Origin of the sequence: Actinokineospora sp. HUAS TT18 (assembly GCF_051364635.1) — a bacterium.
In the GTDB taxonomy this organism is placed as follows: domain Bacteria; phylum Actinomycetota; class Actinomycetes; order Mycobacteriales; family Pseudonocardiaceae; genus Actinokineospora.
Map to the genome: position 1 here is coordinate 1,122,277 of NZ_CP195645.1, position 23,576 is coordinate 1,145,852.

32 protein-coding genes and 1 tRNA gene are annotated in these 23,576 nt (G+C 67.8%); 10 read left to right on the forward strand and 23 right to left on the reverse strand.

Features of this window, described 5'->3' with window-relative positions; genetic code table 11:
* Positions 1-26: 26 nt before the first annotated feature.
* From ACSHT8_RS04985 to ACSHT8_RS04995, 3 genes are read right to left on the reverse strand one after another with little or no spacing between them, the layout of a single operon-like run.
* Positions 27-641, reverse strand: a complete 615-nt coding sequence (locus ACSHT8_RS04985) for an alpha/beta fold hydrolase (protein ID WP_436498136.1) — start codon at positions 639-641, stop codon at positions 27-29.
* The gene (locus ACSHT8_RS04990; protein WP_436498138.1) at positions 638-907 is read right to left on the reverse strand and encodes a hypothetical protein; all 270 of its coding nucleotides are present in this window, start codon (positions 905-907) and stop codon (positions 638-640) included. The genes ACSHT8_RS04985 and ACSHT8_RS04990 overlap by 4 nt, the downstream gene beginning before the upstream one ends.
* 20 nt (positions 908-927) lie before the next feature.
* Positions 928-2,253, reverse strand: a complete 1,326-nt coding sequence (locus ACSHT8_RS04995) for a M20/M25/M40 family metallo-hydrolase (protein ID WP_436501994.1) — start codon at positions 2,251-2,253, stop codon at positions 928-930.
* Between the two features lie 104 nt (positions 2,254-2,357).
* Here ACSHT8_RS04995 and ACSHT8_RS05000 point away from each other — a divergent pair.
* A tRNA-Leu gene (locus tag ACSHT8_RS05000) sits at positions 2,358-2,441 on the forward strand.
* A 40-nt stretch (positions 2,442-2,481) separates the two neighbouring features.
* Here the strand turns inward: ACSHT8_RS05000 and ACSHT8_RS05005 are convergent.
* The 6 genes from ACSHT8_RS05005 to ACSHT8_RS05030 all read right to left on the reverse strand — a co-directional run bounded on the left by ACSHT8_RS05005 (position 2,482) and on the right by ACSHT8_RS05030 (position 6,642).
* Positions 2,482-3,363 carry a recombinase family protein gene (locus tag ACSHT8_RS05005; RefSeq protein ID WP_436498139.1) on the reverse strand — a complete coding sequence of 294 codons (882 nt, stop codon included), beginning with the start codon at positions 3,361-3,363 and terminating at the stop codon, positions 2,482-2,484.
* Between the two features lie 94 nt (positions 3,364-3,457).
* Entirely contained in the window at positions 3,458-4,045 is a 588-nt protein-coding gene (locus ACSHT8_RS05010) for a recombinase family protein (RefSeq protein ID WP_436498141.1), read from the reverse strand.
* Positions 4,046-4,472: 427 nt separating this feature from the next.
* Entirely contained in the window at positions 4,473-4,826 is a 354-nt protein-coding gene (locus ACSHT8_RS05015; RefSeq protein ID WP_436498143.1) for an STAS domain-containing protein, read from the reverse strand.
* Entirely contained in the window at positions 4,823-5,038 is a 216-nt protein-coding gene (locus ACSHT8_RS05020) for a hypothetical protein (protein WP_436498145.1), read from the reverse strand. The genes ACSHT8_RS05015 and ACSHT8_RS05020 overlap by 4 nt, the downstream gene beginning before the upstream one ends.
* A gap of 477 nt (positions 5,039-5,515) precedes the next feature.
* Positions 5,516-6,409 carry a C40 family peptidase gene (locus ACSHT8_RS05025; protein WP_436498147.1) on the reverse strand — a complete coding sequence of 298 codons (894 nt, stop codon included), beginning with the start codon at positions 6,407-6,409 and terminating at the stop codon, positions 5,516-5,518.
* Entirely contained in the window at positions 6,406-6,642 is a 237-nt protein-coding gene (locus tag ACSHT8_RS05030) for a hypothetical protein (protein ID WP_436498149.1), read from the reverse strand. The genes ACSHT8_RS05025 and ACSHT8_RS05030 overlap by 4 nt, the downstream gene beginning before the upstream one ends.
* A gap of 174 nt (positions 6,643-6,816) precedes the next feature.
* Between ACSHT8_RS05030 and ACSHT8_RS05035 the strand changes: the two genes are divergently transcribed.
* Together ACSHT8_RS05035 and ACSHT8_RS05040 are read left to right on the forward strand one after the other, a co-directional pair.
* The gene (locus tag ACSHT8_RS05035; protein ID WP_436498151.1) at positions 6,817-7,308 is read left to right on the forward strand and encodes a hypothetical protein; all 492 of its coding nucleotides are present in this window, start codon (positions 6,817-6,819) and stop codon (positions 7,306-7,308) included.
* 13 nt (positions 7,309-7,321) lie between these two features.
* Positions 7,322-7,792 (forward strand): hypothetical protein, encoded by a 471-nt coding sequence (locus tag ACSHT8_RS05040; RefSeq protein ID WP_436498153.1) that lies wholly within the window; start codon positions 7,322-7,324, stop codon positions 7,790-7,792.
* A gap of 153 nt (positions 7,793-7,945) precedes the next feature.
* On the opposite strand, the gene ACSHT8_RS05045 is transcribed toward ACSHT8_RS05040, so the two are convergent.
* Complete coding sequence (locus tag ACSHT8_RS05045) at positions 7,946-8,296, reverse strand: STAS domain-containing protein (RefSeq protein ID WP_436501995.1); 351 nt, start codon at positions 8,294-8,296, stop codon at positions 7,946-7,948.
* On the opposite strand from ACSHT8_RS05045, the gene ACSHT8_RS05050 reads away from it, so the two are divergent.
* Positions 8,272-8,934 (forward strand): DUF6292 family protein, encoded by a 663-nt coding sequence (locus ACSHT8_RS05050; RefSeq protein WP_436498155.1) that lies wholly within the window; start codon positions 8,272-8,274, stop codon positions 8,932-8,934. The genes ACSHT8_RS05045 and ACSHT8_RS05050 overlap by 25 nt on opposite strands.
* Here ACSHT8_RS05050 and ACSHT8_RS05055 read toward each other — a convergent pair.
* Entirely contained in the window at positions 8,869-9,054 is a 186-nt protein-coding gene (locus ACSHT8_RS05055) for a hypothetical protein (protein WP_436502260.1), read from the reverse strand. The genes ACSHT8_RS05050 and ACSHT8_RS05055 overlap by 66 nt on opposite strands.
* Positions 9,055-9,606: 552 nt before the next feature.
* Here ACSHT8_RS05055 and ACSHT8_RS05060 point away from each other — a divergent pair.
* Together ACSHT8_RS05060 and ACSHT8_RS05065 are read left to right on the forward strand one after the other, a co-directional pair.
* Positions 9,607-10,002 (forward strand): hypothetical protein, encoded by a 396-nt coding sequence (locus tag ACSHT8_RS05060; protein ID WP_436498157.1) that lies wholly within the window; start codon positions 9,607-9,609, stop codon positions 10,000-10,002.
* Between the two features lie 604 nt (positions 10,003-10,606).
* Entirely contained in the window at positions 10,607-11,443 is an 837-nt protein-coding gene (locus ACSHT8_RS05065; protein WP_436498159.1) for a PhzF family phenazine biosynthesis protein, read from the forward strand.
* Positions 11,444-11,690: 247 nt separating this feature from the next.
* Here ACSHT8_RS05065 and ACSHT8_RS05070 read toward each other — a convergent pair whose 3' ends face one another.
* Complete coding sequence (locus tag ACSHT8_RS05070; protein ID WP_436498161.1) at positions 11,691-11,948, reverse strand: hypothetical protein; 258 nt, start codon at positions 11,946-11,948, stop codon at positions 11,691-11,693.
* Entirely contained in the window at positions 11,945-12,148 is a 204-nt protein-coding gene (locus tag ACSHT8_RS05075; RefSeq protein WP_436498162.1) for a hypothetical protein, read from the reverse strand. The genes ACSHT8_RS05070 and ACSHT8_RS05075 overlap by 4 nt, the downstream gene beginning before the upstream one ends.
* 432 nt (positions 12,149-12,580) lie before the next feature.
* On the opposite strand from ACSHT8_RS05075, the gene ACSHT8_RS05080 reads away from it, so the two are divergent.
* From ACSHT8_RS05080 to ACSHT8_RS05090, 3 genes are read left to right on the forward strand one after another with little or no spacing between them, the layout of a single operon-like run.
* Positions 12,581-12,922, forward strand: coding sequence for an ArsR/SmtB family transcription factor (locus ACSHT8_RS05080; RefSeq protein WP_436498164.1), 342 nt, complete (start codon positions 12,581-12,583; stop codon positions 12,920-12,922).
* Positions 12,919-13,380 (forward strand): SRPBCC domain-containing protein, encoded by a 462-nt coding sequence (locus tag ACSHT8_RS05085; RefSeq protein WP_436498165.1) that lies wholly within the window; start codon positions 12,919-12,921, stop codon positions 13,378-13,380. Before ACSHT8_RS05080 ends, ACSHT8_RS05085 begins: the two co-directional genes overlap by 4 nt.
* Positions 13,380-13,661: an antibiotic biosynthesis monooxygenase family protein gene (locus tag ACSHT8_RS05090; RefSeq protein WP_436498167.1), complete on the forward strand. Its 282-nt coding sequence runs from the start codon at positions 13,380-13,382 to the stop codon at positions 13,659-13,661. Before ACSHT8_RS05085 ends, ACSHT8_RS05090 begins: the two co-directional genes overlap by 1 nt.
* Here the strand turns inward: ACSHT8_RS05090 and ACSHT8_RS05095 are convergent.
* From ACSHT8_RS05095 to ACSHT8_RS05140, 10 genes are all read right to left on the reverse strand, one after another.
* Positions 13,658-14,758: a hypothetical protein gene (locus tag ACSHT8_RS05095; RefSeq protein ID WP_436498169.1), complete on the reverse strand. Its 1,101-nt coding sequence runs from the start codon at positions 14,756-14,758 to the stop codon at positions 13,658-13,660. The two genes, ACSHT8_RS05090 and ACSHT8_RS05095, sit on opposite strands and share 4 nt — an antisense overlap.
* A gap of 86 nt (positions 14,759-14,844) precedes the next feature.
* A complete protein-coding gene (locus tag ACSHT8_RS05100; RefSeq protein ID WP_436498171.1) occupies positions 14,845-15,723 on the reverse strand; it encodes an AAA family ATPase in 879 nt (292 codons plus the stop codon).
* A 447-nt stretch (positions 15,724-16,170) separates the two neighbouring features.
* Positions 16,171-16,419, reverse strand: coding sequence for a hypothetical protein (locus tag ACSHT8_RS05105; RefSeq protein ID WP_436498173.1), 249 nt, complete (start codon positions 16,417-16,419; stop codon positions 16,171-16,173).
* Between the two features lie 208 nt (positions 16,420-16,627).
* Positions 16,628-16,906, reverse strand: a complete 279-nt coding sequence (locus ACSHT8_RS05110; RefSeq protein ID WP_436498175.1) for a hypothetical protein — start codon at positions 16,904-16,906, stop codon at positions 16,628-16,630.
* A gap of 296 nt (positions 16,907-17,202) precedes the next feature.
* Positions 17,203-19,140, reverse strand: coding sequence for a recombinase family protein (locus ACSHT8_RS05115; protein WP_436498177.1), 1,938 nt, complete (start codon positions 19,138-19,140; stop codon positions 17,203-17,205).
* A gap of 147 nt (positions 19,141-19,287) precedes the next feature.
* Positions 19,288-21,417 carry a cell division protein FtsK gene (locus ACSHT8_RS05120; protein ID WP_436498178.1) on the reverse strand — a complete coding sequence of 710 codons (2,130 nt, stop codon included), beginning with the start codon at positions 21,415-21,417 and terminating at the stop codon, positions 19,288-19,290.
* Positions 21,410-22,102, reverse strand: coding sequence for a hypothetical protein (locus tag ACSHT8_RS05125; protein ID WP_436498179.1), 693 nt, complete (start codon positions 22,100-22,102; stop codon positions 21,410-21,412). Before ACSHT8_RS05125 ends, ACSHT8_RS05120 begins: the two co-directional genes overlap by 8 nt.
* Positions 22,099-22,413 carry a hypothetical protein gene (locus ACSHT8_RS05130; protein WP_436498181.1) on the reverse strand — a complete coding sequence of 105 codons (315 nt, stop codon included), beginning with the start codon at positions 22,411-22,413 and terminating at the stop codon, positions 22,099-22,101. The genes ACSHT8_RS05125 and ACSHT8_RS05130 overlap by 4 nt, the downstream gene beginning before the upstream one ends.
* A complete protein-coding gene (locus tag ACSHT8_RS05135; RefSeq protein ID WP_436498183.1) occupies positions 22,410-22,745 on the reverse strand; it encodes a WhiB family transcriptional regulator in 336 nt (111 codons plus the stop codon). Before ACSHT8_RS05135 ends, ACSHT8_RS05130 begins: the two co-directional genes overlap by 4 nt.
* Positions 22,742-22,924, reverse strand: coding sequence for an excisionase family DNA-binding protein (locus ACSHT8_RS05140; RefSeq protein WP_436498185.1), 183 nt, complete (start codon positions 22,922-22,924; stop codon positions 22,742-22,744). Before ACSHT8_RS05140 ends, ACSHT8_RS05135 begins: the two co-directional genes overlap by 4 nt.
* Positions 22,925-23,092: 168 nt before the next feature.
* On the opposite strand from ACSHT8_RS05140, the gene ACSHT8_RS05145 reads away from it, so the two are divergent.
* On the forward strand, positions 23,093-23,476 hold the full coding sequence (locus tag ACSHT8_RS05145) for an XRE family transcriptional regulator (RefSeq protein ID WP_436501996.1): 384 nt from the start codon (positions 23,093-23,095) through the stop codon (positions 23,474-23,476).
* Positions 23,477-23,576: the final 100 nt, after the last annotated feature.

The window sequence follows — 23,576 nt, forward strand, 5'->3', positions numbered from 1 at the left end:
ACCTACGCACGCCCTCACGCGCCGGTTCACCGCCGCGACGCCGCGTGCACCAGCCCCACCAGCCGGGGCAGAACCTGTGCCACACCTTCCAGCGGAAGCATGTGCCCCAGACCGGGTAGGACGACCGAGGTGCCGTCCTGCACCGCGCCTGCCAGCGCCTCGGCGTGCGACTCGGGCACGAGCCGGTCCCGGTCGCCGACCATCGCCACGACGGGCGTGTCGGCCGCGACGGTCAACGCGGCCTGCCGGTCGTAGCGGTCGAGGGCGGGTTTGAACAGCGCGACCGTGTCCGGCCAGTGCGCGGCCACCATCTCCGCGACCAGCCGCACGTCGTCGGGATCGGGGTCCTCGCCGAGCAGCAGCCACCGCAGCCCGATGGTCTTGGCCTTGTCGATGCGCTGGGACACCCGGTCGATGATCTTCGCACCGAGGATCGCCCGCAAATCCTGCACGAGCTTGCCGACCGAGCTGGGCAGCGCGGCCTCCATGACCCACCCGGCCGCGGTGGACAGGAACGCCAGCCCGGCGACCCGCTCGGTGAACAGGGCGGGATGGCGCGCGGTGAGCGCCATCAGCGTCAGCCCGCCCATGCCATGGCCGCAGAGCACGACGCGCCCGTTCGGCACCGCGCCGTCGATCACCTCGGCGAGATCGTCCCGAGACGCTCGACCGTCGCGGTCTTCTCATCGGCAGCGCTGGACTGCCCGTGCCCCCGGTGGTCGTAGGCCACCACCTGCACCGGCCAGTCCGCCGCGTCGGGCAGCGTGTCGACGATCTTGTGCCAGACCCGCTGGTCCTGGGCGTAGCTGTGGGCCAGGACGACGGTGACGGCGGACCCGGGATCGCCCGCGCGCGACAACGCGAGCTTCGCCCCGTCGGACAGGGCGAAACGCTCGGTTGTGGGCACGGGCGAATCCTGGCACGTACTCAGCAGGTTCGCAGGAACCTGTCCAACACCCGCGTCCCGAACTTCAGCGCGTCGACCGGCACCCGCTCGTCCACACCGTGGAAGAGAGCCGCGAAGTCCAAGTCGGCGGGCAGCCGCAGCGGCGCGAACCCGAAACACCGCATCCCCAACGTGTGGAACGCCTTGGCGTCGGTGCCCCCGGACAGCATGTAGGGAATCGTCCGCGACCCGGGGTCCTCGGCGGTGATCGCCGCGCTCATCGCCTCCACAAGCGCGCCATCGAACGTCGTCTCGACCGGGGGCAGGTTGGCCACCCACTCGCGCTCGACGTCCGGCCCGAGGATCTCGTCGAGCTCCCGCTCGAAGGCGGCCTGCCTGCCCGGCAGGACACGGCAGTCGACCACGGCCTCGGCAACCGACGGGATGACGTTGGCCTTGTAGCCCGCGTTGAGCATCGTCGGATTCGCCGTGTCCCGGATCGTCGCGCCCACGACCCTCGCCACCGCCCCGAGCTTGGCGACGGCCCCGTCGAGGTCCTCCTCGTCGAACTCCATCCCCGTCATCTCGGTGATCCCCGCCAGGAACTCACGCACGGAGTCGGTCAGGACCAGCGGAAACTTGTGCGTCCCCAGCCGCGCGACGGCCTGCGTCAGCTTCGTGACCGCGTTGTCCTCATGCACCATCGACCCATGCCCGGCCCGCCCCCGAACCCGCAACTTCATCCAGGCGATGCCCTTTTCCGCGGTCTGGAGAAGGTAGGCCCGCACGTCGTCCTTGACGGTGACGGAGAACCCACCGACCTCACTGATCGCCTCCGTCGCCCCCTCGAACAGGTCAGGCCGGTTCCGCACCAACCACTGCGACCCGTAGTCCCCCGCCGCCTCCTCATCGGCCAGGAACGCGAAGATGATGTCCCGCGGCGGGACAATGCCGTCCCTCTTCATCCGCCGAGCCGTGGCGAGCGACATCGCCACCATGTCCTTCATGTCGACGGCCCCACGCCCCCACACGTAGCCGTCCTGCACCGCCCCAGACAACGGATGAACCGACCACTCAGCAGGATCGGCGGGCACCGCGTCAAGGTGCCCGTGCACGAGCAAGGCCCCTCTGGACGGATCGGCCCCTTCGAGCCGGACGAAGACGTTGTCCCGTCCCTTCGCCCCCGACTGCACGTAGGTGGTCTCAAACCCCACCTCCGCCAACTTCTCCGCCACAAACTCCGCGGCGACCCGCTCCCCCACCACGGTCGCCGGATCCCCGGTGTTGGTGGTGTCGATCCTGATCAAGTCACTCGTCAACTGCACGGACTCGTCCTCGGCACGCGCCAGACTGTCCCTCTGCTCCACGGTCACATGGCTTTCCTACCACTGTCGGTCAGCTAAGGCGCCCCCGATTTGGGACCACTCCACCCCATCCGATACTCTGTGCGCACACCAGCGGGAGACCGCAAGTCCGGGTGGCGGAATGGCAGACGCGCTAGCTTGAGGTGCTAGTGCCCTTAACGGGCGTGGGGGTTCAAGTCCCCCCTCGGACACTCCATTGCCCCACGGAATCTCGAATCCGTGGGGTAATCACTATGTAGGGCCGTGACCGTCAGGTTCGGATGCTACCTGAGTCTCCCCGCGCACTGCGACCGATTCGCGCGGGTCATCATTTTTGTGTTGCTCGAGTTGGGCCATCGGGGCCGCCGGTTGGACCCATTCCAAGTCGAGGGTGCTCTGACCGTGCATGTTCAGGTAGTCGGGGATCTCGCCTCGACTTGCTGGTCTCAGCGAATGGCGCTGATGACCGCACACGACCTGTAATCCGCGGCGCCGGAGATCGTCCGCCACCGTGGTCGATAGTCGACCGCCCGGCTCGTCGGGGTCTACTGCGGTGCCGTGGTGAAGTGTGGCGGCGAGCGCGTCCACGAGGTGGTCTTCCCGGACGTAGACGTTGGGTGGCGCATTTGGTGGTCGGGGTGTGGCGGTGGTGTAACCATGACGGCACCGATACCCAGGACGACCATGGACCCAATGCGAATCCATCCGCCGCTCGCACACTCCGCACGTGATCAGCCCCGCCAACGCGTACTCCCGACGCTCGTCGTCGTTGTTCGGGCGATCGGCACGGATGCGTTGTACGTCAATAAAGGCCGTCTCGTCCACCAACGGGATGTGGGTGAGGTGGTCGGAGACTTCCCACTCCCCCACCGGGTTCCACGTCACCGCCCCGGAACCGCGGCCTCCCACGCGGCCGCCGTCGCCGTGGCCCTTGGTGGCTTGCCGGTTCCACACCTGTCGCCCGGTGTAGCGCGGATTCTCGAGGATCATCAACACCGTCCGAGTGATCCACCGCTCACCAGAGCGGTGCCGGTTGCGGGCCTGATCCACACCCGAGGGACACGGCACTCCTTGGTCGTTGAGCTCGCGGGCGATCGACGCGACGGATCGGCCGCGGGCGCGTTCGGTGAACATCCATCGCACCCACGGTGCCGTGACCGAATCCGGTGCCAGCACCTGCATCCGACGGCCCCACCCGGCGTGGCGGGCATTCGGGTGCGGGCCACCATCAACCAGCCGGTAGCCGTAGGGTGGGCGACCGCCCAGGAACCGGCCCTGCCGGGCCTGGTGCCGCATCGCCCCCCAATACCCGCCGCCGCGCCCGCGCCACCTCATACCGCGCCCGGGAACCCAACAACACCATCAACGCCTCATGCACCGGGCTGTCGAGATCGACGGGCCCGCTGGCCTCGGGCAGCCACACCTGCACACCCAACGCATTCAGGTACCCCACCACCGCGCGGAACTGGTCACCCTCGAACGCCCGCTCGTACTCCCCCACCACCACCGCGTCGAACCCGCGATCCGGCGACGCCGCAGCCGCCAACAACGCCGCCGCGGCCGGACGCTTCCACCACGACCAACGCCGCGACCGACCCTCATCGAAGAACTCCACCACCACCTCACCGAAACCCTCGACCAGGTCATCACAGGCCGCCCGCTGCCACGCCCGCGACGACACCGGATCCTGAAAGTCGCTGGTCGACATCCGCCCATAGAAAGCGAACCGCAACCCATCCACCACCCGGGCCGCCACCTTCGCGGGGCCCCGTCGCCCCGCGATCGCCGCCACGAACTCCCCACCCGACATCGCCATCCCGACTCCTCCCACCACGGCGAAACCGAGACCGACGCATGCCGAGCACATGACGCCCCGCAGTGGGCAACCACTCGATCAGCCCAAGCCAGGCAGGTAGTCCTCGGCGAAGGACTGCTCGTTTCGACCGGTGCCCGCGCGTTGTGGTGATCATCAAGGCGAGACGCGCCCGGTCGAGGATCCCGACGGTGCCTGACAGCGTCGTGCAAGCGTCGCTGAAGCTGATGCTCGAATCCGGCCGTCGGGATCATCGGCTACGCCGACGCCGCCACTACGCGCGTGCTGGACGCGCAGGGACACGCCGTGAGGTGGACCGACAGCCGGGCCTGCGGTTACCGATCGACTCTGTTCGTCGAACTGGCCGAAGCCTGGAAAAGCAACCGATCGGACGACCGAATACCCGACGTCATCGGCTGAAACCCGCCAGTCAATGCCGTTGCCCCAGTACGGCGTGGGCGTCATCGAGGCTCTCGACCACGGGCAGCACGTGGTCGGTGGCGGCGAGTTCGAGGGTGTGGGCGGCGGTGCTGCCGGGCGGGGCGACCAGCACCAGCGGATAGCCGACATCGCGACCGTGTCCGGCGGCCTTGGTCAACACCCCCAGACCGTGTGCACCGAGCGAGCGGACACCGGTCAGATCGATGATCATCCCGTCGGTGTACGGCGCGGACGAAGCGGCGGCGCCCAACGTTTCGGCGAAGGGATACACAGTGTCCACCGCGATTCGCCCACCCACACGCACAACGAGGTGTCCCTCGATACAGCTGCTGACCATGATCATCGTTCGGCCCTCGATCCGCCCCGGATCCACCGGGACAGCGAGTCTTCCCCGGGATCGACAGCCTGAAACACGCACAGGATGTCGCGCTCGGCGATCCACACCGGCAGTGTCTCCGCGGGCTGGTCCCCGCCGAACACCGGCACCCACACCATGTCCGCCCGCGGATCCGGCACAGTGGGTCCGGCGATCAGCCCGGTGCCGATACCACGCACGTGGCGTCCGCCCCGTGTCCGCACCAGATGGCTGACCACCCAGCCCGGGGGGGGACCGCCGTGAGGCTGCTCGCCGTCGCTGCCTACGCATCCGCCATCACCACCTGCAGCCCGCTCGAACTGGGTCCGTCCACGTGAACGACCACTGTGGACACGACAAAGGCTTAGATTCGCCCCGCTGCGGTGTTCCCGCACGTCCAACACGCAGACACCACCTGGTCGGCCCAACGGGTCATGGCGTGGGAGTCGGCTCGGTAATGGCGGAAGTCGGCTCCGCGGTGGTGCTCGGCTCAGTCATCGGCGTGAGGGTCGACGGTGCTGTGGCGGTAGTGGTCGCGTCCATCGTCGTGGTGCCCGGCGGGCTCGGCTCGACAGTGGGAGTCGGTCCGACAGTGGGGCTCGGCTCGACAGTGGGAGTCGGTCCGACAGTGGGAGTCGGCTCGACAGTGGGGCTCGGTCCGACAGTGGGAGTCGGTCCTACGGTGGGGCTCGGCTCCACCGTGGAAGTTGGAGGACCTGGCTGGACGGTGGGGCTCGGTCCGACAGTGGGAGTCGGCTCGACGGTGGGGCTCGGCTCCACCGTGGAAGTGGAGGACCTGGCTGGACGGTGGGGCTCGGCTCGAGCGTGGGAGTCGGTCCGACCGGCTTGGTGTCCGTCCGGTGAGCTGCCGATGCTGGGATGGGGCGGATGGCGCCGGCGTATTCGGTGAGCCAGATCGGGCTGAGTTTGACGTGGTCCCCGGCCTGCGGTGCGTGGACGACGCGTCCGGCTCCTACGTACATGGTGACGTGGTGGACGGTGTCCAGGTCGGTGGTGTTGTAGGCGTAGAACAGCAGGTCCCCGGGTGTCAGGTCGGCCAGCCGGGCTGGGGTGCCGATGCGTGCCTGTTGGCGTGAGGTGCGGGGGATGGCCACCCCGGCGTGCCGGTAGGCCTGTTGGGTCAGCCCGGAGCAGTCGAACGCCGCGGGGCCGGTGCCGCCCCACAGGTACGGCTTGCCCACCTGCGCAACGGCGAACGACACCGCGGCCGCAGCGGCACCCGGGTCGAGTCCCCCGGCGATCACCGACCCACCGGCGGTCGAGCGCCGCTGGTGATCGGCAGGACGGTTGGCGGCCGTCGGCTCGTCGACGGTGGTGGTGGTGGTGGTGGCCGCTTCCCTGGATGTGAGCTGCTGAAGTTCCTGTTGCAGGAGGGCCTGCGGCTGCACGCGCCAATGACTCTCGGCCAACCCGGACCCGGTGTGCGACGCGCCGATCTCGGCGGCGGCGAGGGTCGACGCGGCGGGCGCCGACGGACCGGCGGCACCCAACAGACCGCCGAGGACCGCGATCAGCACGCCGCCGACCACCAGGGCGGGTCGCCGGGTCACGCCGGGCCGTCCATGATGGCGAATTCGGTCTCCCACAGGGCGAAGTCGTCCCACTGCGAGGGCGGCGGCGCGTGCCCGGTGTCGGAGGAGTCGAAATCGAACGGCAGCAGCGGGGTGAACTCCAACAACGCGACCACCGCCCGCGCCGATCGGATCCAGGCGAGCACGCCCAGGACCGCCAGCACCGCCCAGCGCCCGCGCGCGGGGATGGGACTGTGCGCCTTGATCGCCACATGCCCTCCTACCACTGATGTCCCACGCTTCCCGTTGCCTTGGAATACGGGATCGGTCAGGTTCAGGTTCCGACACCGAGCGGCTGGCCCGCATCGGGGTTGTCCCCTCACTAGACCCCACCCCGCGACACCGGAGCCACCCGACGATACGAATCGTGGGGTGATGGTGGGGTAATGATGGGGCCCACCCTGATGTGGGCCGGGTGGTCGGGGCGCAGGCTGATAAGGCCAGGAAACCCCACCACCGCCCGGGTCGTGATCAGCATGAGCCTCCAGGATCGAGTCGACACCGCGTCGACCGCGAGCGTGCGAGCCGCCGGTCACCTTCACCTCGTTCCCGGCGGGACAACCACAGGGGGCGATGGCCGCAGGCCGCGTCCTGCCTCAGCTCCCGCGGCCGAGGAACGCGTGTCCTCGGCCGCGGTGTCTTCCCGGGCGTTGGCCATGCTGCGGGCCGTCGCGGCGGGCCGCGCCGAGCTGGTGTTGGGCTGCGAGCCGGACATGCTCATCGACGGACTCCCCTGCTGCGATCAATTCATGGCCCACGACCTCGCCCGAACCGCACTCGTGCGCCCCGCCCGGCTCGGGCTGGTCGGGCACCGAGTCCCCGCGGTCCTCACCCACACCGGCCAGGCCGTGCTGCGCGCGGCCCCCACCGTCGCCTGAGAAAGAGCCGATCATGACCGCGACCATCCGCACGTTCCGCCCCGGCACCACCCAGGCCGCCGGGGCAACGCGCGGGATGCGGCGGCATGACGAACCGGTCCGGCTGGCCGGGCGGCGGCTCGCCCCCACTCTGGCCGCCGAGGACCGCGCCGAACACGAGCGGGGCCTCTCGCCGCACGAGCGGATCACCTGCCGCCTGCACCGACGCTGGGCGCATGAGTGCATCGCCTCACCCCAGCACGTCATCCCCGTGACCGGGCACCGCTGGTGCGACGACTGCGCGACCGCGGTCACCGTCGCCGTGGACGAACTCGACGGCCGAGTCGCCTTGGCCTGCCCGCGCTGCCACCGCACTCCGTCCACCCGGGCCACCGAACAGATCGTTCGCACCTGCCAGGCGAGTCTGGGGGCGGCGGGCCGGCTCGCCCGGCGGCCCGCGGCGACGCAGCCTCACGAAAGGTTCGCCCGATCACGAACCGCGTAGCGGTGTCGACCGGCGGCGGGGGCTTACCCCGCGCGCAGGGCAAGCTTTTGGGAACAGGGGAACGGCCCCAGCGCTGGGGGTCCGCCAGGACCGTTCCCACCTTGCATCGCGGGGGTGTGCGCGGTCGTTTCAGCCGGCGCCGTCGCCGGCGGCTCAGTTCGCGTCGAGAGCGAGGTCGAGGGTGGCGAACAGGGGCAGCACGGTGTCCAAGCCGGTGATTTGCATGATTCTGCGGGCGGCGGGGTTGGTCACCACCCGCAACTGGGTGGTCGTGGCACCGTGATGGGCCGCGACCAGGGCGGTGAGCCCGGTGGAGCCGAGGAACTCCACGGCGGTCAGATCGACGATGAGGATGGCGGGTTCGGTCCGAAGCGCGGCGTCAAGGGCGCTGCGCACCTGCGGCTCGGTGACCAGGTCGATCTCCCCGGCAACGGCCAGCACGTAGGCCTCGGTGTGGAGGCCGCGGCGAGCGTGTGTGAGTGGAGTCCACCGGCCAACGCCTATATCGCCTTGACCGACCGGTTGCCCGGCTTCCCTCCCGGGATTTCGCCCTGGTCTGGGACGAGGTCCATGGCTGGGCCGCGACGGTGGAGACCGATTCCGGTGAGGACCTCATCGTGCTGGCGTACCTGCTCGGCGATGTGCTTCCCAAGCCCGCTGAGGTGGTCGAGTTCGCCCGCGACATGCTCGCCGGGCGCTACCCCCGCCATCCCGTCGGCACCACCCATCCCCCTGGGCGCCGCGCACCGCTCGGTCACGACACGCCCGGCTCGGTGAACGACTGGCGCGCTACGTTGCCGAACCCGCGGTGGCCGACACGCCCCCGGCGACATCGCGCTCGTGCGAGCTGCCAACAACCGAGATCAGGCCCGCCCCATCAACACTTCGGTGACCGCGCACACAATCTCGTACGATCACAGGTCGAGTCGGCCCGTGGTCCGGACCGATCGTTCGTCCGCCGGGAATGTTCACTTCGGCCGCGGCGAAGCGGGCGATCGCGCGCCTCGGTGCCCACCGTCAGGTGCTTCAGTCTGCACCGCGCCCACCCGACGAGCCCTCTGGTTGGTCGAGGGGTCTCAGTGCGCGTGACCGTCCTGGTGAGTCACACCCTCGGCGGCATTCAGGCCGATCATGGCCAGTAGCAGGGCGCAGGCGGCGATGACGCGGGTGGCCCGCCGCAGTTGCACCTCGTCATTGGCCGCGACCGTGCCCATCACGTTCGGCAGGTCGAAACCGATGATGCGGGTGGGGTCAGTCGACATTGGCCGCCGCCCACGGGTACCGCCGGTCCAGGGTGTCGTCGTCCGTGGTGGTATCGGGCGAGCATTGCTGGTCCGTCGCCGCATCGAGCAAAGGCTGCGGTCTGCGTGACCGCCCGGTCGCCGGCACCACACTGAGTTGATCAGACTGGGTCAACGCGTGACCTCCGGGCATTGATCCCTGCCATAGCAACACATCGGGATGCCAGACCGTAACACCAACGGTCCGCATCGAGCCTGGCAACGAGTCCTGTGTGGAGTGAATTCCGCGAGGTGGGACGGTCGCCGTGCCGGGACCCGCCTGGGTCGGTCGCCCACACCGACCTGGGGGTGCGGGCGTGGGCGACTGAAGCGCACACGATAGAACACCCCGGCGTGGACGTGCGCCAGGCAGAGCCGGTGATCACCTCATCGTGTAGACCCGGGTCATGGTCGGTCCTCACCCGCGTGCCCGGTCCAAGCCCGGTGCGCACAGGATCCGGTGACACGTGTCGAGCACCGCGATCGGGTCGGGCTCGCTTGTCGCGGCGCGTCTGTTGGCCGCATGCTGAGATGGTGCGGGCCGTCGACGTCGAGTTGGGACAGACCTACCGGGTGCATATCCCCCGGCGGGACACACCGATACGCCATCTATGCCGTCACACCGGGCGCGGTGTCGTCGACATCGCCCTGGCCCAGCTGGCGATCAACGGGGGCGATGACTTCGACCTCACCGTCACCGACTTGGACGGTGCCCTCGGCGACGAAGCCACGGTCACCGGGATCCGCACCACACGGTCGTCGCGGATCCGGGTCCCGCTGGACCCGCGGATCGCCGACGAGCTCGGCCTGGACCCGACACTGGACTACGAGGTGAACGGTCTGCTCTGCGAGGCGGTCACCGGGGCGCCGATCACCCTGCCCGCCGAGCAGACGCTCACCGTTCCCGTGCGCTGGCTGCGCCCCACCTGAGGACCCACACACCGAGCCGTTGCCCGGGGTACGGCGATCCCCGGGTACTGGGCGGGTGCTCAAGGTCAACCAGCGTGGGCTTGGTCGGCGGTGATACTCGGTGCGTCCCGGGGTGGGTCGACCGGCCAGTTGCAGTGTCGAGGCTGTCGCGTTGTCCACGGCCCGGCGCTGAGCAAGTCACCCCAACTCGGCGGTGTGACCGGGGTGGACGCGCGCCTGGTGGCAAGCCTGCACGGGTGCTTGGCGCTCGCGCCGATGGCGGCACCCGCTAGGCCGGACAGTGGCGGGCCATCTGTCTGTTCCGAGTGATCTTTGCGGGTGACCAGACTGTTGACCTGCGGTCCGCAAACTAGTTAGCGGAATCGGCAGCAGGTGGTCGGCTTGGGGTACGCGGCCGAAGGGGTCTGCCGAGGCGGGGCTCGGTCAGGAGCGCGTAAATGGCAGCTGTGCCGGGCAGGTGCGTAGTTGTTCGTGGCTGATGGATGCGACAACAGCCGCCGTGACACATCCTGGCCGCAGACATCTGCGTGCCCTGTCCTGAACCTCAACACGGTAAGGACCGTGCTGGCGGCCGCGCGTGCAGGGGTTGGGCTAGGTTCGCCGGGTGCGAGCATTCAGCCAGGTGGACGTGTTTACCACCGAGTTCCCCTACGGTAATCCGGTCGCGGTCGTGCACGACGCGGACAACCTGACCACCAAGCAGATGGCGGCGTTCGCCCGATGGACGAACCTGTCCGAGACCACGTTCCTGCTCTCCCCGTCGCACCCGGCCGCTGACTATCGGCTGAGGATCTTCACCATCAGCCGTGAGCTTCCGTTCGCAGGACACCCCACCCTCGGGTCGGCTCGCGCGTGGCTCGCGGCTGGACACATCCCGCAGAGGACTGGCGAGGTGGTGCAGGAGTGCGGCGCCGGCTTGGTGACGGTGCGCCGCGACGGCGCTCGCCTTTGGTTCGCCGCCCCGCCGCTGCTGCGAGGTGGTCCCGTTGCATCAGCCGACCTGCGGGCACTGGCGGCGGCATTGCGGATCGAATCGGAAGCCGTCGTCGCCGCACAGTGGGCCGACAACGGGCCGGGCTGGGTGGCGGTGCTGCTCGCGTCCGCCGACGCGGTGCTGGCCGTGGAGCCCGACTACGCGCGGTTCGGCGACTTCACCGCGGTGGGTGTGGTCGGGCCGCACCCGGCGGGGAGCGACGCCGCGTTCGAGGTGCGGGCGTTCATCGACGAGGGCAGCAGATTCGAAGAAGACCCGGTAACCGGCAGCCTCAACGCCGCCATCGCCCAGTGGCTTATCCCTGCGGGCCTCGCACCAGCGCAGTACGTTGCCGCGCAGGGCACGGTCCTGGGGCGCCAGGGACGGGTGCACCTCTCCCAGCACGGCGGCCAGATCTGGGTCGGTGGCGACACCGTTCTCGGCATCACCGGGCATCTGGAGGTATGAGGCGATGGCATTAACGGGGCTTCGAGGAATTCGACCTCGGCGCCCCTGTCAATGTCGTCCGCAAACGCGACCTCGAACTTCCGACCGGCGCGTCTCCGGCGACCAGGTCCGCACTTCGGCACGCACGCTGTCCGCTTCAATCTTGCGGCTGGGCGGGTCGTGACCTGGGTGCCGTAATCATAGGCCCGGTCAGATTCTGGGCTAGTTGTTCGGATCTAGTTTGCGGATTCGACGGGTTGTGCCGGGGTCAGGCGTCGCTGGGGTTCTCGGTGGTGGGGGTGCTCTGGATCTGCTTGGTTGCCGCGGCCCATCTCTGGTCGTTCTCGTCTCGCTGCTGGGCGACGACCTGGAGCACCCGTTCGACGTCCTTGGCCGAGAACCCTTCCAAGGTTGTGACCTGGCCTTCTGCTCCGAAGGTCACCTTCTTGCCTTGGTGCTTCTCGAAGAACTTGGTGATTGCGACGGTGATGGCTCCGCCTGCTCCGAGGGCCGTCGGGAGGCTCACGGCGAGAACTTCGAGCCATCTTCCAGCCGAGAACTCGGCGCCGTCGCTGAAGTGCAGTCGTTCGGCTTTGAGGCATTCCCGTAGTTCGTCGGCGTGGGCTGGCGAAACTCTGACGTGCCGACCTCGTCGACGTACGCGAACTCGAACCGCTCGACAGAGGACAGCGGCGCCCCACCGCGTACAAGATCCAGATCCAGCACGTCGGCATTCTGCCGAGCGGCACCGAGGCGCCCTGCACCGACCCGCAAGGTAACCCCGAACCCTGCAACGACCCCCGCAAACTAAGCCCGAACCCCGCAAGGTTCACGCGAACAGGACAAGAAGTGTCCTGTTCGGACGAAGTCTTCGGTGACTGAGCTTCTCACCTGCGGTCCGAATCCTTGTTGCGGACGGTCGCTGGCTGGTCATCCGGATCTAGTTTCGGTCTGGTGCCGTTCGAAGCATCTGGTCGATGTCGTTTCGAGTGCGGAGAACTCACACAAGTATCGAGTGCGAGCCGAGGGCGGTCGCCGTCCGACGTTGGATCCAGCGGTGCATGTCTCCACGTATCTGCAGGCGGAACTCGGCTTTGTCCGTTGAGCCCGCGACGCAACCGCTTGACTTGTAGCGCACTCTCGTTAATTATTAATGGCATGGTTAACGATGTCGACGCGGCGCTGGCTGCCCTGGCTGACCCGACTCGGCGCCGCATCGTGGAGCTGTTGCGCGAGCGGCCGCGCCGGGCAGGCGAGTTGGTGGCCGCATTCGACACGAGCGCTCCAGCCATCAGCCGCCACCTGCGCGTCCTGCGCCGAGGCGGCGTCGTGGCCGAGCACAGCCTGGAGGACGACGCACGGGTGCGGATCTACGAGCTGCAACCCGAGCCGTTCGCCGCCCTACATGCCTGGTTGGACCAGGTGCAGACATTTTGGACCGACCAACTCGGCGCTTTCAAAGAGCACGCCGAGCGCACGAGTAAAGGGACGAATCGATGAGCACGACCACAACGGCCAACGCCTCCGTCGAGGTGGCAGTGGACCCTGAGACCGCCTTCGCTGTCTTCACCGCCGACATCGGTGCCTGGTGGAAGCGGGGAACGCCGTACTGGAACGACGGCGAACGCGGCCAACAGTTGCGCTTCGAACCTGAAGTCGGTGGCCGCCTGATCGAGGTCCACGACCTGGAGAGCGGCGAGGGCTTCGAGATCGGTCGTGTGCTCGTCTGGGAGCCGGGCCGTAGACTCGTCTTCACCTGGCGCCAGGACGGGTGGGCCGCGGCGGAGACCACCGACGTCGAGGTCCGCTTCGAACCCACCAAGCAAGGGACCAGGGTCAGCGTCGAACACGGCGGGTGGGACCGTGTCGGGTCCGCCCCCGCGGGCATCACCGAGGGGTACACCCATGGCTGGGCCAAACTGCTCGGCTACTTCGCCGAGAAGGCAGGAGTGCGCTGATGTTTGTGCACCTTGCGATCCACCACCCCAAGCCGGAGCACACCGAGGACCTGCTCGCCTCGATGCGCCGCGTCGACGATGCCGCCCAGGGCGCCCCTGGCCTGATCCAGATCGGCGCCTGGAAAGACCAGCGCAGCGACCGTCTCGTCGGTCTGGCCTTGTGGGAAAGCCAGCAAGCCTTCGAGGCCTCAGCCGACCGGATCTTCCGGGCGGTCGCGAACGACCCGTTCGACCAGTGGTGTCAACGCTCGCCGGACATCTTCCACCTCACGGAACCTTAAGGCTGGCCACCTGCGAACCAGGGGTGGGTTCGGATTCGTGTCTGCTGTGGCCAGGGGACGGGCTCGGTGGCTGTGTCGAGGTAGGTGGTTGTCGCTGGTTGTGGCCGGAAATAGTCGATGTTGACCGGCTTGTCGGATTCATGGTCGGGGGTGTGAAGGACGAGCGGTTCGCGTGGGCGGACGGTTGTCATGCTGCGGTGCTGTAGCAGCATCGCACCGCCGCGGCGGTGAGTGGTGAACCAGAAAGCGCCGTGTTGGCGCGCCTGTTCGGCGTTCTTGACAGGTTTGCGGTATTTCGGGCCGCCGAAGGTCTGATCACTGCGGAAGTCGCTTGGCGGGAGGGCGGGCGGCGCCCAGCAGCGCTGGTCGATCCAATGGGCGATCGGGTCGTTCACCCGGGTCGGTCGGTAGTCGGGTTGGCCAAGACGGCTGCCGATCTCGGTGGTGAATCGGCGTTGGTCCTCGGGGTCGCCGGCGGCGAGCCGACGCCAGTGCAGGGAGCCGATCAGTTCGGCGAGGTGGACGGCTTCGGGGTAGGTGGCGGCGAACAACCGCGAGACGCTGAAGGTGGTGTTCTCGGTGTCGGGTGGGATGAGTTGTGTAGCGCGGCGATCCCAGTTGTGGCAGACGTCGGTGTGGCTGGTGGGTTCGCGCCGCCATCGGTGGCCGCAGATGAGGAAGCCTGTGATGACGGCGTCATAGGTGGCGGCGGGGCCGATGCGGCGCAGCAGTCGCAGGTGTTGGTGCTGGGCGGCGACGATCTCGGGTAGTTCGTCGAGGGCCGGTTGGGGGTGGTCGGTTTGGTCGGGTGGGCCGATCCAGACGCTGTGGCGGGTGCAGAGGTAGTTGTGGTGGCCGAGCAGTTGCAGGACGGGGCCGCCGGGGTGGCGTGCGTTGCAGCGGTGGCAGCCGCGTTGGGGTTCGTGTCGCAGCGCGAGCCAGTCCGGGCGTGGGACGCGTAGCTCGATCAGGGCACGGGCCAGGCGGTCGCGGGGTTGGCCGGCGACGGCGGCGAGTCGGTCGGCGTTGAGGGCGCGGCCTTGGCCGTAGGCGCGCCGCCTGCCGCTGACCTGGTCCCACAGGTCGACGAAGGGCATGTCGTGCAGTGCAGCGAGCCGGTTAAGGTAGGAGACGGCGATCTCGTCGCGTGCGGGTCGAATGGTGATCGGCAGACGGGAGCCCATCAGAGGCGCTTGCCCGCGGCGGATGTGTGTTGGTGCGGGCGTCGCGGGGTGGCGCGGGTGGCGGCGTAGTCGACTGGCACCACGTCGAGCAGGTCGCGGATGATCTGCTCGACGTCGCCGACGGCGAGGATCGCCGCGCCCCGGATGAGTTGGGAGAGGCTGCCGATCATGCCGCCCGTGCGGTCGAAGAGGTAGTCGGCCAACCCGACCAGGGTGCCGGGCTGGTGTCGGTGCAGGCGAAGTGTGGACTCCAGGGTGGCGATCAGTGAACGCCACGATTCGCGTTGCTCGGTGGTGCCGTAGGCGAACGGCGTGTAGCCGATCAGGGTGAAGCGCCCGGCGATCTGTCGTCCTCGGACGCCGGAGAACAGGCCTTGGGCCTCGACCTCGATCCCGGCGTAGGCGAAGGTGGCAGGGAGCCGTTCGGCGAAGTACTTGAGCAACGGCAGCCGCAACTCCCCTGCCAGTACGTGCGCCGACATCGTCTTCCCCGTGCCGGGAGGCCCAATCAGCAGCAGCAGCCGCCGCAGCGGGTGGAAACCATGAGACACGAGCCGGTCGCTCTGCCGCTGCTCGAGCAGCGCCCGCTCCAGCCGCGTCCGCACCTCGTCATCCAACGACAAGTCAGACAACCGTGCCTGTGGATAGATGACCGTGAGCAACTGGGCGAGCTCGCCCCGCGGCTGCGCTACCGGGACGGGACGCCCATGCCTAGCGGCCTGGTCGCTGCCGCGTTCACGAAGCGTGTCCACCAGGTCACGAAGATCCTGCGCGAACCGGTTCTGACCACTGCGCGCCGCCCCTGCGGCAACCTGCAGCGCGACCGAGTAGAACCGGGTGTCATCGCCCTCGGCGTGACTCTTGACCAGGGCCTTCACTTGATCAGCTGTCGCGACGATGCCACCTCCCCCTACACGGACTCGCGAGCATCTCCACCTGCACTGACGATAGCGGTACGCCCGAGGCACGCATGTCGAGGATCGAGACGATTCCGCAACGATGATCACCACGCGTGGGAATCAAGGCCCGGTCCCTCAGAGCCGTCTCGACGCCAAGGTGACGACGACGATCGGCCGACTATCTCGTCGGTTCACACACTCATCGCGCCGAACACACGACGAGAATCACCCGCACCGTTGAGGCCGGAATGGCCTTCCTGCACGCCGACGGCCGCGAAGAGCGATTCCTCAACCACGCGGACCCGAGCCACCTGCTGAAGATCCTCGCCGAACCGGTCCCGGTCGACGGCCAGGACTTCGACGGCGCCGAGGCCTTCAATGAGGGCCTGCGCCGGGGCGCGGCGCGACTGTGCGGGTCTTCGCTGCTCAGCGGTTGGCGAACGAGGCTGAGCACTCCCGACCGTTCGCCCCTGGGTGGGCACGCATCCGGCCGTCGCCCTTTTTGCTCACCCGCGTGTTGCAGCAGGGGCAGATCATCGTGCTGCTGTTGGCGGGGTTCGACCAGCCGCGGCCGTCGGTACTGCCGACGGCCGGGCACTCCTTTTGGGCCCAGCCGAAGATCGGGAAGTCCTCGATGTAGTGCTTGGGAAACGTGCCGTTCTTGTTCCGTTTCACCCGGCGGTTGCAGGTCGGGCACTGCATTCGTCGTCCCCCTTGGCGACTTGTGACGGCTACGCCACGAAGGGTAGCGGCATGCAGTGACACTCCCCGGTGAGCGACGCAGCGAGCCCGCGGTAGGGCCCGCTCGATAACACAACTGTCGCCACAGGATCGCCGAGGCGCTACTGGTCGGTGTCCTGTCCGCCTTGGGTAACGAACGTGTTCAGCAGGCCGACGATTTACTCTCGCCCAGCGGCGGTGGCGTCGAGCTTTCCGCGCATCTCGGTGAACCCCGCGTCCACCTTCCCCTCCACGCGATCGAAGCGTCCTGCGGTCTGCTCCCCAACGCGTTGATCGCCTGCCGATTGGCATCCACCTTGACGCCCAGGTCGGTGACATCGCGGTCGGCTCCCGCGGCCAGCACGTGGGCGGCCGCGGCGTCTTGCTGGTTGTGCCGCACGAGGTCGACGAGCTGCCAGAGTTGCGTCTCCAGCGCAGCCACGCTCGGCCACCTCGCTGGTCCTCACCTCAGCAGCATGAACCCTGTACGTGAGTACCGGGTCAGGTGAATCACCCAAACGGCACCAGGCAACGGGACGCACCAACTATCCCTGGGATCCTGACTCCAATCGCCGGGCAAACAGCATCCGGTCGGGCTCTGCTAATTGGCAGTTCACGGAGTCGAGGATGCCGCGAACTTGACCAAGGTGATCGAGCGCGGCACCAAGCGGACGGGACGACCAACGATGGGGCCCGCACCCTTGAGATCCTCGGGCGAACACCCCTTCGACCACGACGTCACCCGATCAGCCGGCCCGGCTTTGACTCGACCGATGGTGCTGCTACAGTTTTCGACATGCAAACCTCCCGGATTCCGGGAGGTTTCCCAGAATCATTTAATATTGGGGACGAGCGGCGGAACGGGCCACGAGCGCGGGAAATCTCCCGGATTACGGGAAATTTCCTTCGAACACGTGTTCGAATCACCCCTCGGACACACTCACTATTCACCCGCACTGAGGCCGTCACGTAGACGGCCTCTTTTGCGTTCTCGTACTTGAGTTCCAGGTTCGCAGACCGGTAGAGGGCAGTCAACGCGTCCAGGTCGGTTCCCGAGAGTGCGTGAGCGACCTCACCGAGTGAATCCAGCATCGCGTACACCTCGGCGGCATCCATCAAGTTGGACGCAGGCGCGTTGTCCAGCTCGGCCCGCGCGCTCGACCGTTCCGCCTCGGCCTGATTCATCGGTTCCATGACCGCCATCGGGTCGACACCCGCACCGATGGCGTCCTGAAACCGGCGTAGCCGAGCCTCCGCGTCGGCAAGACGCTTCCGGGCGGCCTCCTGGTCTCCCGATGGCCTCTCGTCCGCCTGGGAAGCCACGAACGCCCGAACCGTCTCGTCCCGGTTCTCCGGCGCAAAGATACGAGTCAGCCACTCGTTCACCGCCTCCCGCAACGGGTCCTCGCGGACATAGACCGTAGGCGGGTGATCAGCGAGTGCGGGTGATCCGGGCGCCAAAGTCCGCGCGGGACAGCGGTAGTACATGCCGTGCTTGCGGGGGCTTGCCTCCATTTTCCGAGTGCATACCCCGCACCGAATGTGTCCCCGGAACAAATACGTCCGTTTCGTCGCCCTGCCGGCGCGCTCCGTTTTCCGTGCCGTCTTCAATCCACCCGCCGACTTCGCGCGTCGCTTCAATTGGACCTGGGTGAACTCCTCAACCGAAACGATCGCCGGATGAGCGGGCTTGCGCGACCGGACTACCTTCTCCGGTGCCGCTCGACGGAACCTGATCACGTGACCCACTCCCACATCGTCGGGATCAATCAACGTCTCATGCTTCGACCACCGACCGAATACCGCGAACCCGGTATAGCGCGGGTTATCCAAGATCGAGCGGACCGTGCTCCCCTGCCAACCATCCGCCAACCGGTGCCGATTCTGATCTGGCCGCCGCGCGGATGGGCACGGAATCCCGTCGCGGTTCAAGCCATTGGCGATCGCGCGATCACCCATCCCGCTCATGTACTCGGCGAAGATCCGCCGAACAACTGCCGCCGACACCTCATCCACCGCCAGGACGCGCAATCGGTAGCCCTCGGCGGACTTCCTCGGATTCGGGTGAGGACCACCGTCTGCCACCACGTACCCGTACGGCGCCCGTCCGCCCTGGTGCCGACCTTCGTTGACCACCTGGGCATCCATCGCGGCCCGGACTCGCGCCTGCACGTGCTGACGCTCGGACTCGCTCATCCCGCCCAACACGCTCATGAGCATCTTGTGCGACGGATTCCGCGCGTCGAACTTGCCGCCCAACTCCGGCACCCAAAGATCGACCCCGTACGCCTCGAACCGCGGGGCGATCAGCGAGAACTGGTTACCGAACCAACAGCGCGTGCCTTCGCCGACGACAACGGCGCTCCACGTCCGGCGCGGATCTTTGAGGTCCGCGAGCAGCCGACTGGCCTCTGTTCGCCGGTTCCATGGGACGGAACGCGACTGACCAATGTCGAAGAATTCGGCGACGACCGACCCGCCCAACGGTTCCACGAACTTGCGGGCGTTGCCGAGTTGCCACCCGTGCGAGGTCTCCGGGTCTTGGTTGTCCTCGGTCGAGCACCGGCCATAGAACGCGATCGGCCCGATCCCCAGGTCAAGCGCCGTTTCCTCAATCTCGATGCCCATCAGATCATCGAGCGTGGCCCACGGGTCTCGGCTGATTTCAGCAGTCATCGGGCCCACCTTCCGCCGGTCTGTCGAGCACCGGGATAGTCGTCAGCTCGACCAGTATGGCAAGAAATGTCCGACAGAAGTGCTGGGTAAGCGCGGGAAGTCCCTCCGGTAGGTGCACGGTGATCCGCCGATCGTCCCGCTTGGCGCTCATGGTCGACCACCATTGCCACCCACCTCAGAGCCGATATCACCAGATCGGGCACGATCCACGGCAGCGCGGACCTCGGCCGTGAAGTAGCCCCGGACCCGACGAACTTCCCCGTCTTCCATCGGCGTGCGGTTGCGAGTCGGCTTGCAGTCCAGCTCTGCCATCTGCCGCGCGAACGCGGTCGGATCGACGTCAAGCGCGTCCGTCAGCTCAGCCGTGGGCACGAAGTCTCGTTCGTCCAGTTCGTCACCCAGGTACTCCACGACAGCCGCCAACGGCTCAGGCAACCCGTCCGACAGCCACGCCGCGCGCTGCCCAGTACCGGCACCGATCGCCTTCGCCGCCGCCGCGTGGTCGAGCACCGGCGTTGCGTCCTGACCGGCCGCGTGACCGGTGAGCGTCCCGGACGCCTCCCTCAGCGCCCGACCGCGACGGCAGATCGTCTGCCAGTCCTCGTTCGGCATGTAGTAGGTCCGTACCGTCAGCGCGAGTACGTCGGCCCCGGCCTGCGTCTCTCCATCCGGCCGCAAGATCCCGACACCTTTGTGCGACGCCAGCAACCGACTGCTGTCATAGCCGCGGGTGTTCATCTGCTCCCCAAGCACGATGTTCGAGTCCCGCCAGTCCATGACCCGCAGCGCGAACCGAGAGCCGAGGACTGCCCGCAGCCCGGACGGGATCGTCTTCGAGTCCGGCCGCTGCGTCGCCAGCACCAGGACCACGCCCGCGGCCGGTCCCTTCTTGGCCAGCCACGTCAGCAGCTCCCCGACGTACTCCCCCGCCGTCAGCTTCTTGTCCTCGACCCGCACCGGAGTCCGGTCTTCGAGCGGCACCTGAACCTCATCGACGAAGATCGCCGTGATCGGCATGTTCAGCGCCGTGTCCCGAGACATCGCCGGAGTTACCTTCGACTCCGGGCACGTCGCGTCGTCCAGCGACCGCATACGCCGATACCGCGCCTGCACTTCCCCGACCAGCTCGACCAGCCACGCCACGAGCGTCAACACATGCTCGGACTCGTCGCCCGCCATGAACCGATGCGCGACGTGGCCAGCCGCGTCCCAGTCCTTCCCGGCCTTGAAGTCCGCCACGTACAACCGCGTGTGCGGGTCGAGGATCAACCCGGCCGCAGCCAGTCGAGCGGCGAACGTCTTGCCCTGCCGAGGAATCGCACCCACGAGCAGCGACGTCCAGACCAACGGAAGATCCACCCGCCGATCCCGCGCATCCCGTCCGAACGGCACCGGCCGCCACGCATCCCACCCCGGAACATCGAGCAGCGGCGTCCGAACAGGAGGGGACGCGTACGGGTCTTGATCAGCAACCCACATCGCGACCCGACCAGCGTGCCCGCCGTTCCCGCGAACACGCTCGACGCTGAGCTGAACCTCATCGACGGCCAGCGCGGACGCCAGCGCCTCCCGCCCCTTGATCACGTCCGCGGCCTTGCGCGTCGCCGGGAGGTCGACTGTGACCGCCCAACCCTCACCCATCCGAGTAGCCCGCTCGACCAGCCGCAGCGTCTCGTCCTTGCCGATCAGCTTCGCATCCCGGAACGCGTCGACCAGGACCTGTGGGTCCATCGTCCAGGTGAGCGTCCGGGGACCAGCCAGCACAGCCTTACGCCCCGGACTGCCATCCTTCCGCCGCCCGAGAACGGCCAACGCCACCGCCACGACCGATCCGGCGACCCACAACACCGCAGACCCATAGACGAGATCGGCAACCGCCAGCCCGAGCGCCACCACGACCACAACCGCCCCGGTCACCTTCCACCGGAAGAGAGTCAACGCGCGGATGTCCTCAAACTTGTCCGCCAACTTCTCGGACAGCTCGGCGGCCTCCCGGTAGTCCCGAACCGTCACCCACCGCCGCCACCATCGCGCCCCGGTCACCAACCCACGGACTACCCCGCCGAGGAACCGCAACGGCGACCGAAGCACCGCCGCCACGGCGTCCCGAGCAGCTTGCCGAGCCTGAACGCGACTCTTCAGCCGATGCGGCACCCTCGGCGACCGCAACCACCACGACGTGAACCGTCCAACCTTCGGCCGGAAGTACACGGCGGGCGCCGGTTCCTCGACCAACTCCGCGTCCAGCACCGCGCGCACCGGCAAGTCGTCACTCATGACCGACCTCCGCACGCAACGCCTTAGCGAGCTTCGGCGACAACCCGCGCGAGCAGTCCGTCACCTGCCGAATCCACGCAGGCGTGATCTCGACATCCGCCGACCACGCCGCCCGAGCGTCGGCAAGGTAGTCCGCGAACACCTTCCGAACAGCGGGAGCGTTCACGTGAACGGCCGCACCGTTCACGGCCTGGAGGGCAGCGTCCGTCAACCGCTCCCGAAGATCACTGATCGCCTCGGCGGCAACGAACACGACCAACGGCGGCACCGAGTGCAGCACGATCGACGCCACCGACCCAGCCGCGAAGGACGCCCACGTGTTCATGACGTATGTCGCCGCCAGCGTGAACCACTTAGCCCGCCGCACCCATACGCCGGTCTGGATCTGATATCGCGCCGTCACCTGCTCCGCCCGCAGGATCGCGAGCAACACCAGCGACACCGTCGGGTCAAGCACCCATGCCGCAATCCAGGGCAGGGACCACGGCGGCACCCCGGCCGCCGCGAACCCCTGCACGTTGGTCATCGTGAACGCCAGCCCAAGCACGATCCCGGACCAGCACATCCAGTCCACTTGCCGCCGCACGCGTTCTATCCGCAGCGCCACGACGTCCGGGTGCGTCTGAAACGCCCGCACCTCCGCCGCCGTAGCCGCGTCGCGCGCCAACCGTTCAGCGCGGTTCACCGCTTCCTCCCGCGTGACGTGTCGACTGTGGTCACCGTCAACGCCCGAGTAAGCGCGTACGCCGCGAACAGCGCAGGCAACCCGAGCACCGCCAGCAGCAGCCACCGGTCCCCCGCGTTCGCGATCACGACCCACTGAACGGCCACGATCAGCCCAGCGTTGAACAGCACCCGGCCAGCCAGCGAGACGAACCGCGCCCCGCTCCGCGTGGCCTCAGCCGCCGCCTTCGCCCGACGCGCTCCCGCACGCCAGACCGCGAACAGAACAATCAGCGCCCCCGCACCCGCGAGAATGATCTGGGGGTTGATCACTGGCCAACCTCCTCGGCACGTTCGCCGCGCTGACGCCAGTACGGCAGCAACGCGCGGCGGTCGTCCTGGTCCAGCGCACCCCAGACACCCACGGTGTCCTCGCCGGCCGTGCGCAGCTCGAACTCCAGGCACTGGTCCTTGACCGGACAGCCCGCGCACAGCCGCGCCGCCAGCTCCCGGTCGGTCTGCTCAAGCCCGAGCCAGTCGGGCTGCTCCCCCGCGGCGTAGGCGTCCATGCACGCGCCCTGGTCCATCACGATGTCGCCGAGGACGTCGGTCGGAACCCAGCGCAGGCGGTCCAGCCGCCACGCGGTCTCGATCAGCTCGTTCATCCCGCACCCCCGAGCCACTTCACGATCTCGCTCGACGGAACGGCCAGCCCGGAGCGCCGCCGTACAGCGCGGATGACTCCGACCCGGATCGCGCGGCTCACGTGGCCCCTCGGCACGCCGAGGACGAAGGCCGCTTCTCGGATGGTCAGGTACTTGATTTTGGGCAGAGTGGTGCTCATGAGGAATGTGTCCTTAGAACGAAGGAATGATGATTTAGGCGCTCAATTGCTGATATCAGCTATGCAATGGGCGCGCTTGTCCGGATCGGCGCGACGATTCGTGGTGTCGCGCCGCGGAATGGTCAACAGCCGCTAATCTCGGCGCTGAGGCGGAGCGCGGAGGAATGGGTGACGGAAGACTGGGCAGCGGTCGCGAAGGCGATCAACCAACGAGTGCGCGAACTCGGCTGGCAGCAACGCACACTTGCCGAGAAGTCGCAGGTGTCGCAGGCGATCGTCCGCGAACTCCAGCACCACACCGTCGAACGCAGGCGGAGCGCGCGCACCCTCGAAGCGCTGTCGACCACGCTCGGCCTGCACCCGTCGCATCTGGAATCGGTGCTGCACGGGCGAAAGCCCCCGCACCCGGACGACCCCAGCGCCGAAGACGCGAACCGGATTGAGTCCCGTTTGGACGCCGTCGAGCTGCGTCTTGCCGAGATCACCGACCGCCTTGCCGACATCCAGGCGGATCTTTCCGTCGTGGCCGATCACGTCCGCTCGAAGCGGTAGCGATCGGGCTGTGAGCTGCATGTTCTTCATGCCAATAATTCAACGGGGAATCGCGCCGCGGTCCCATGCCGAAGCAGTGCAACACCAGTGCGGAAGCAGT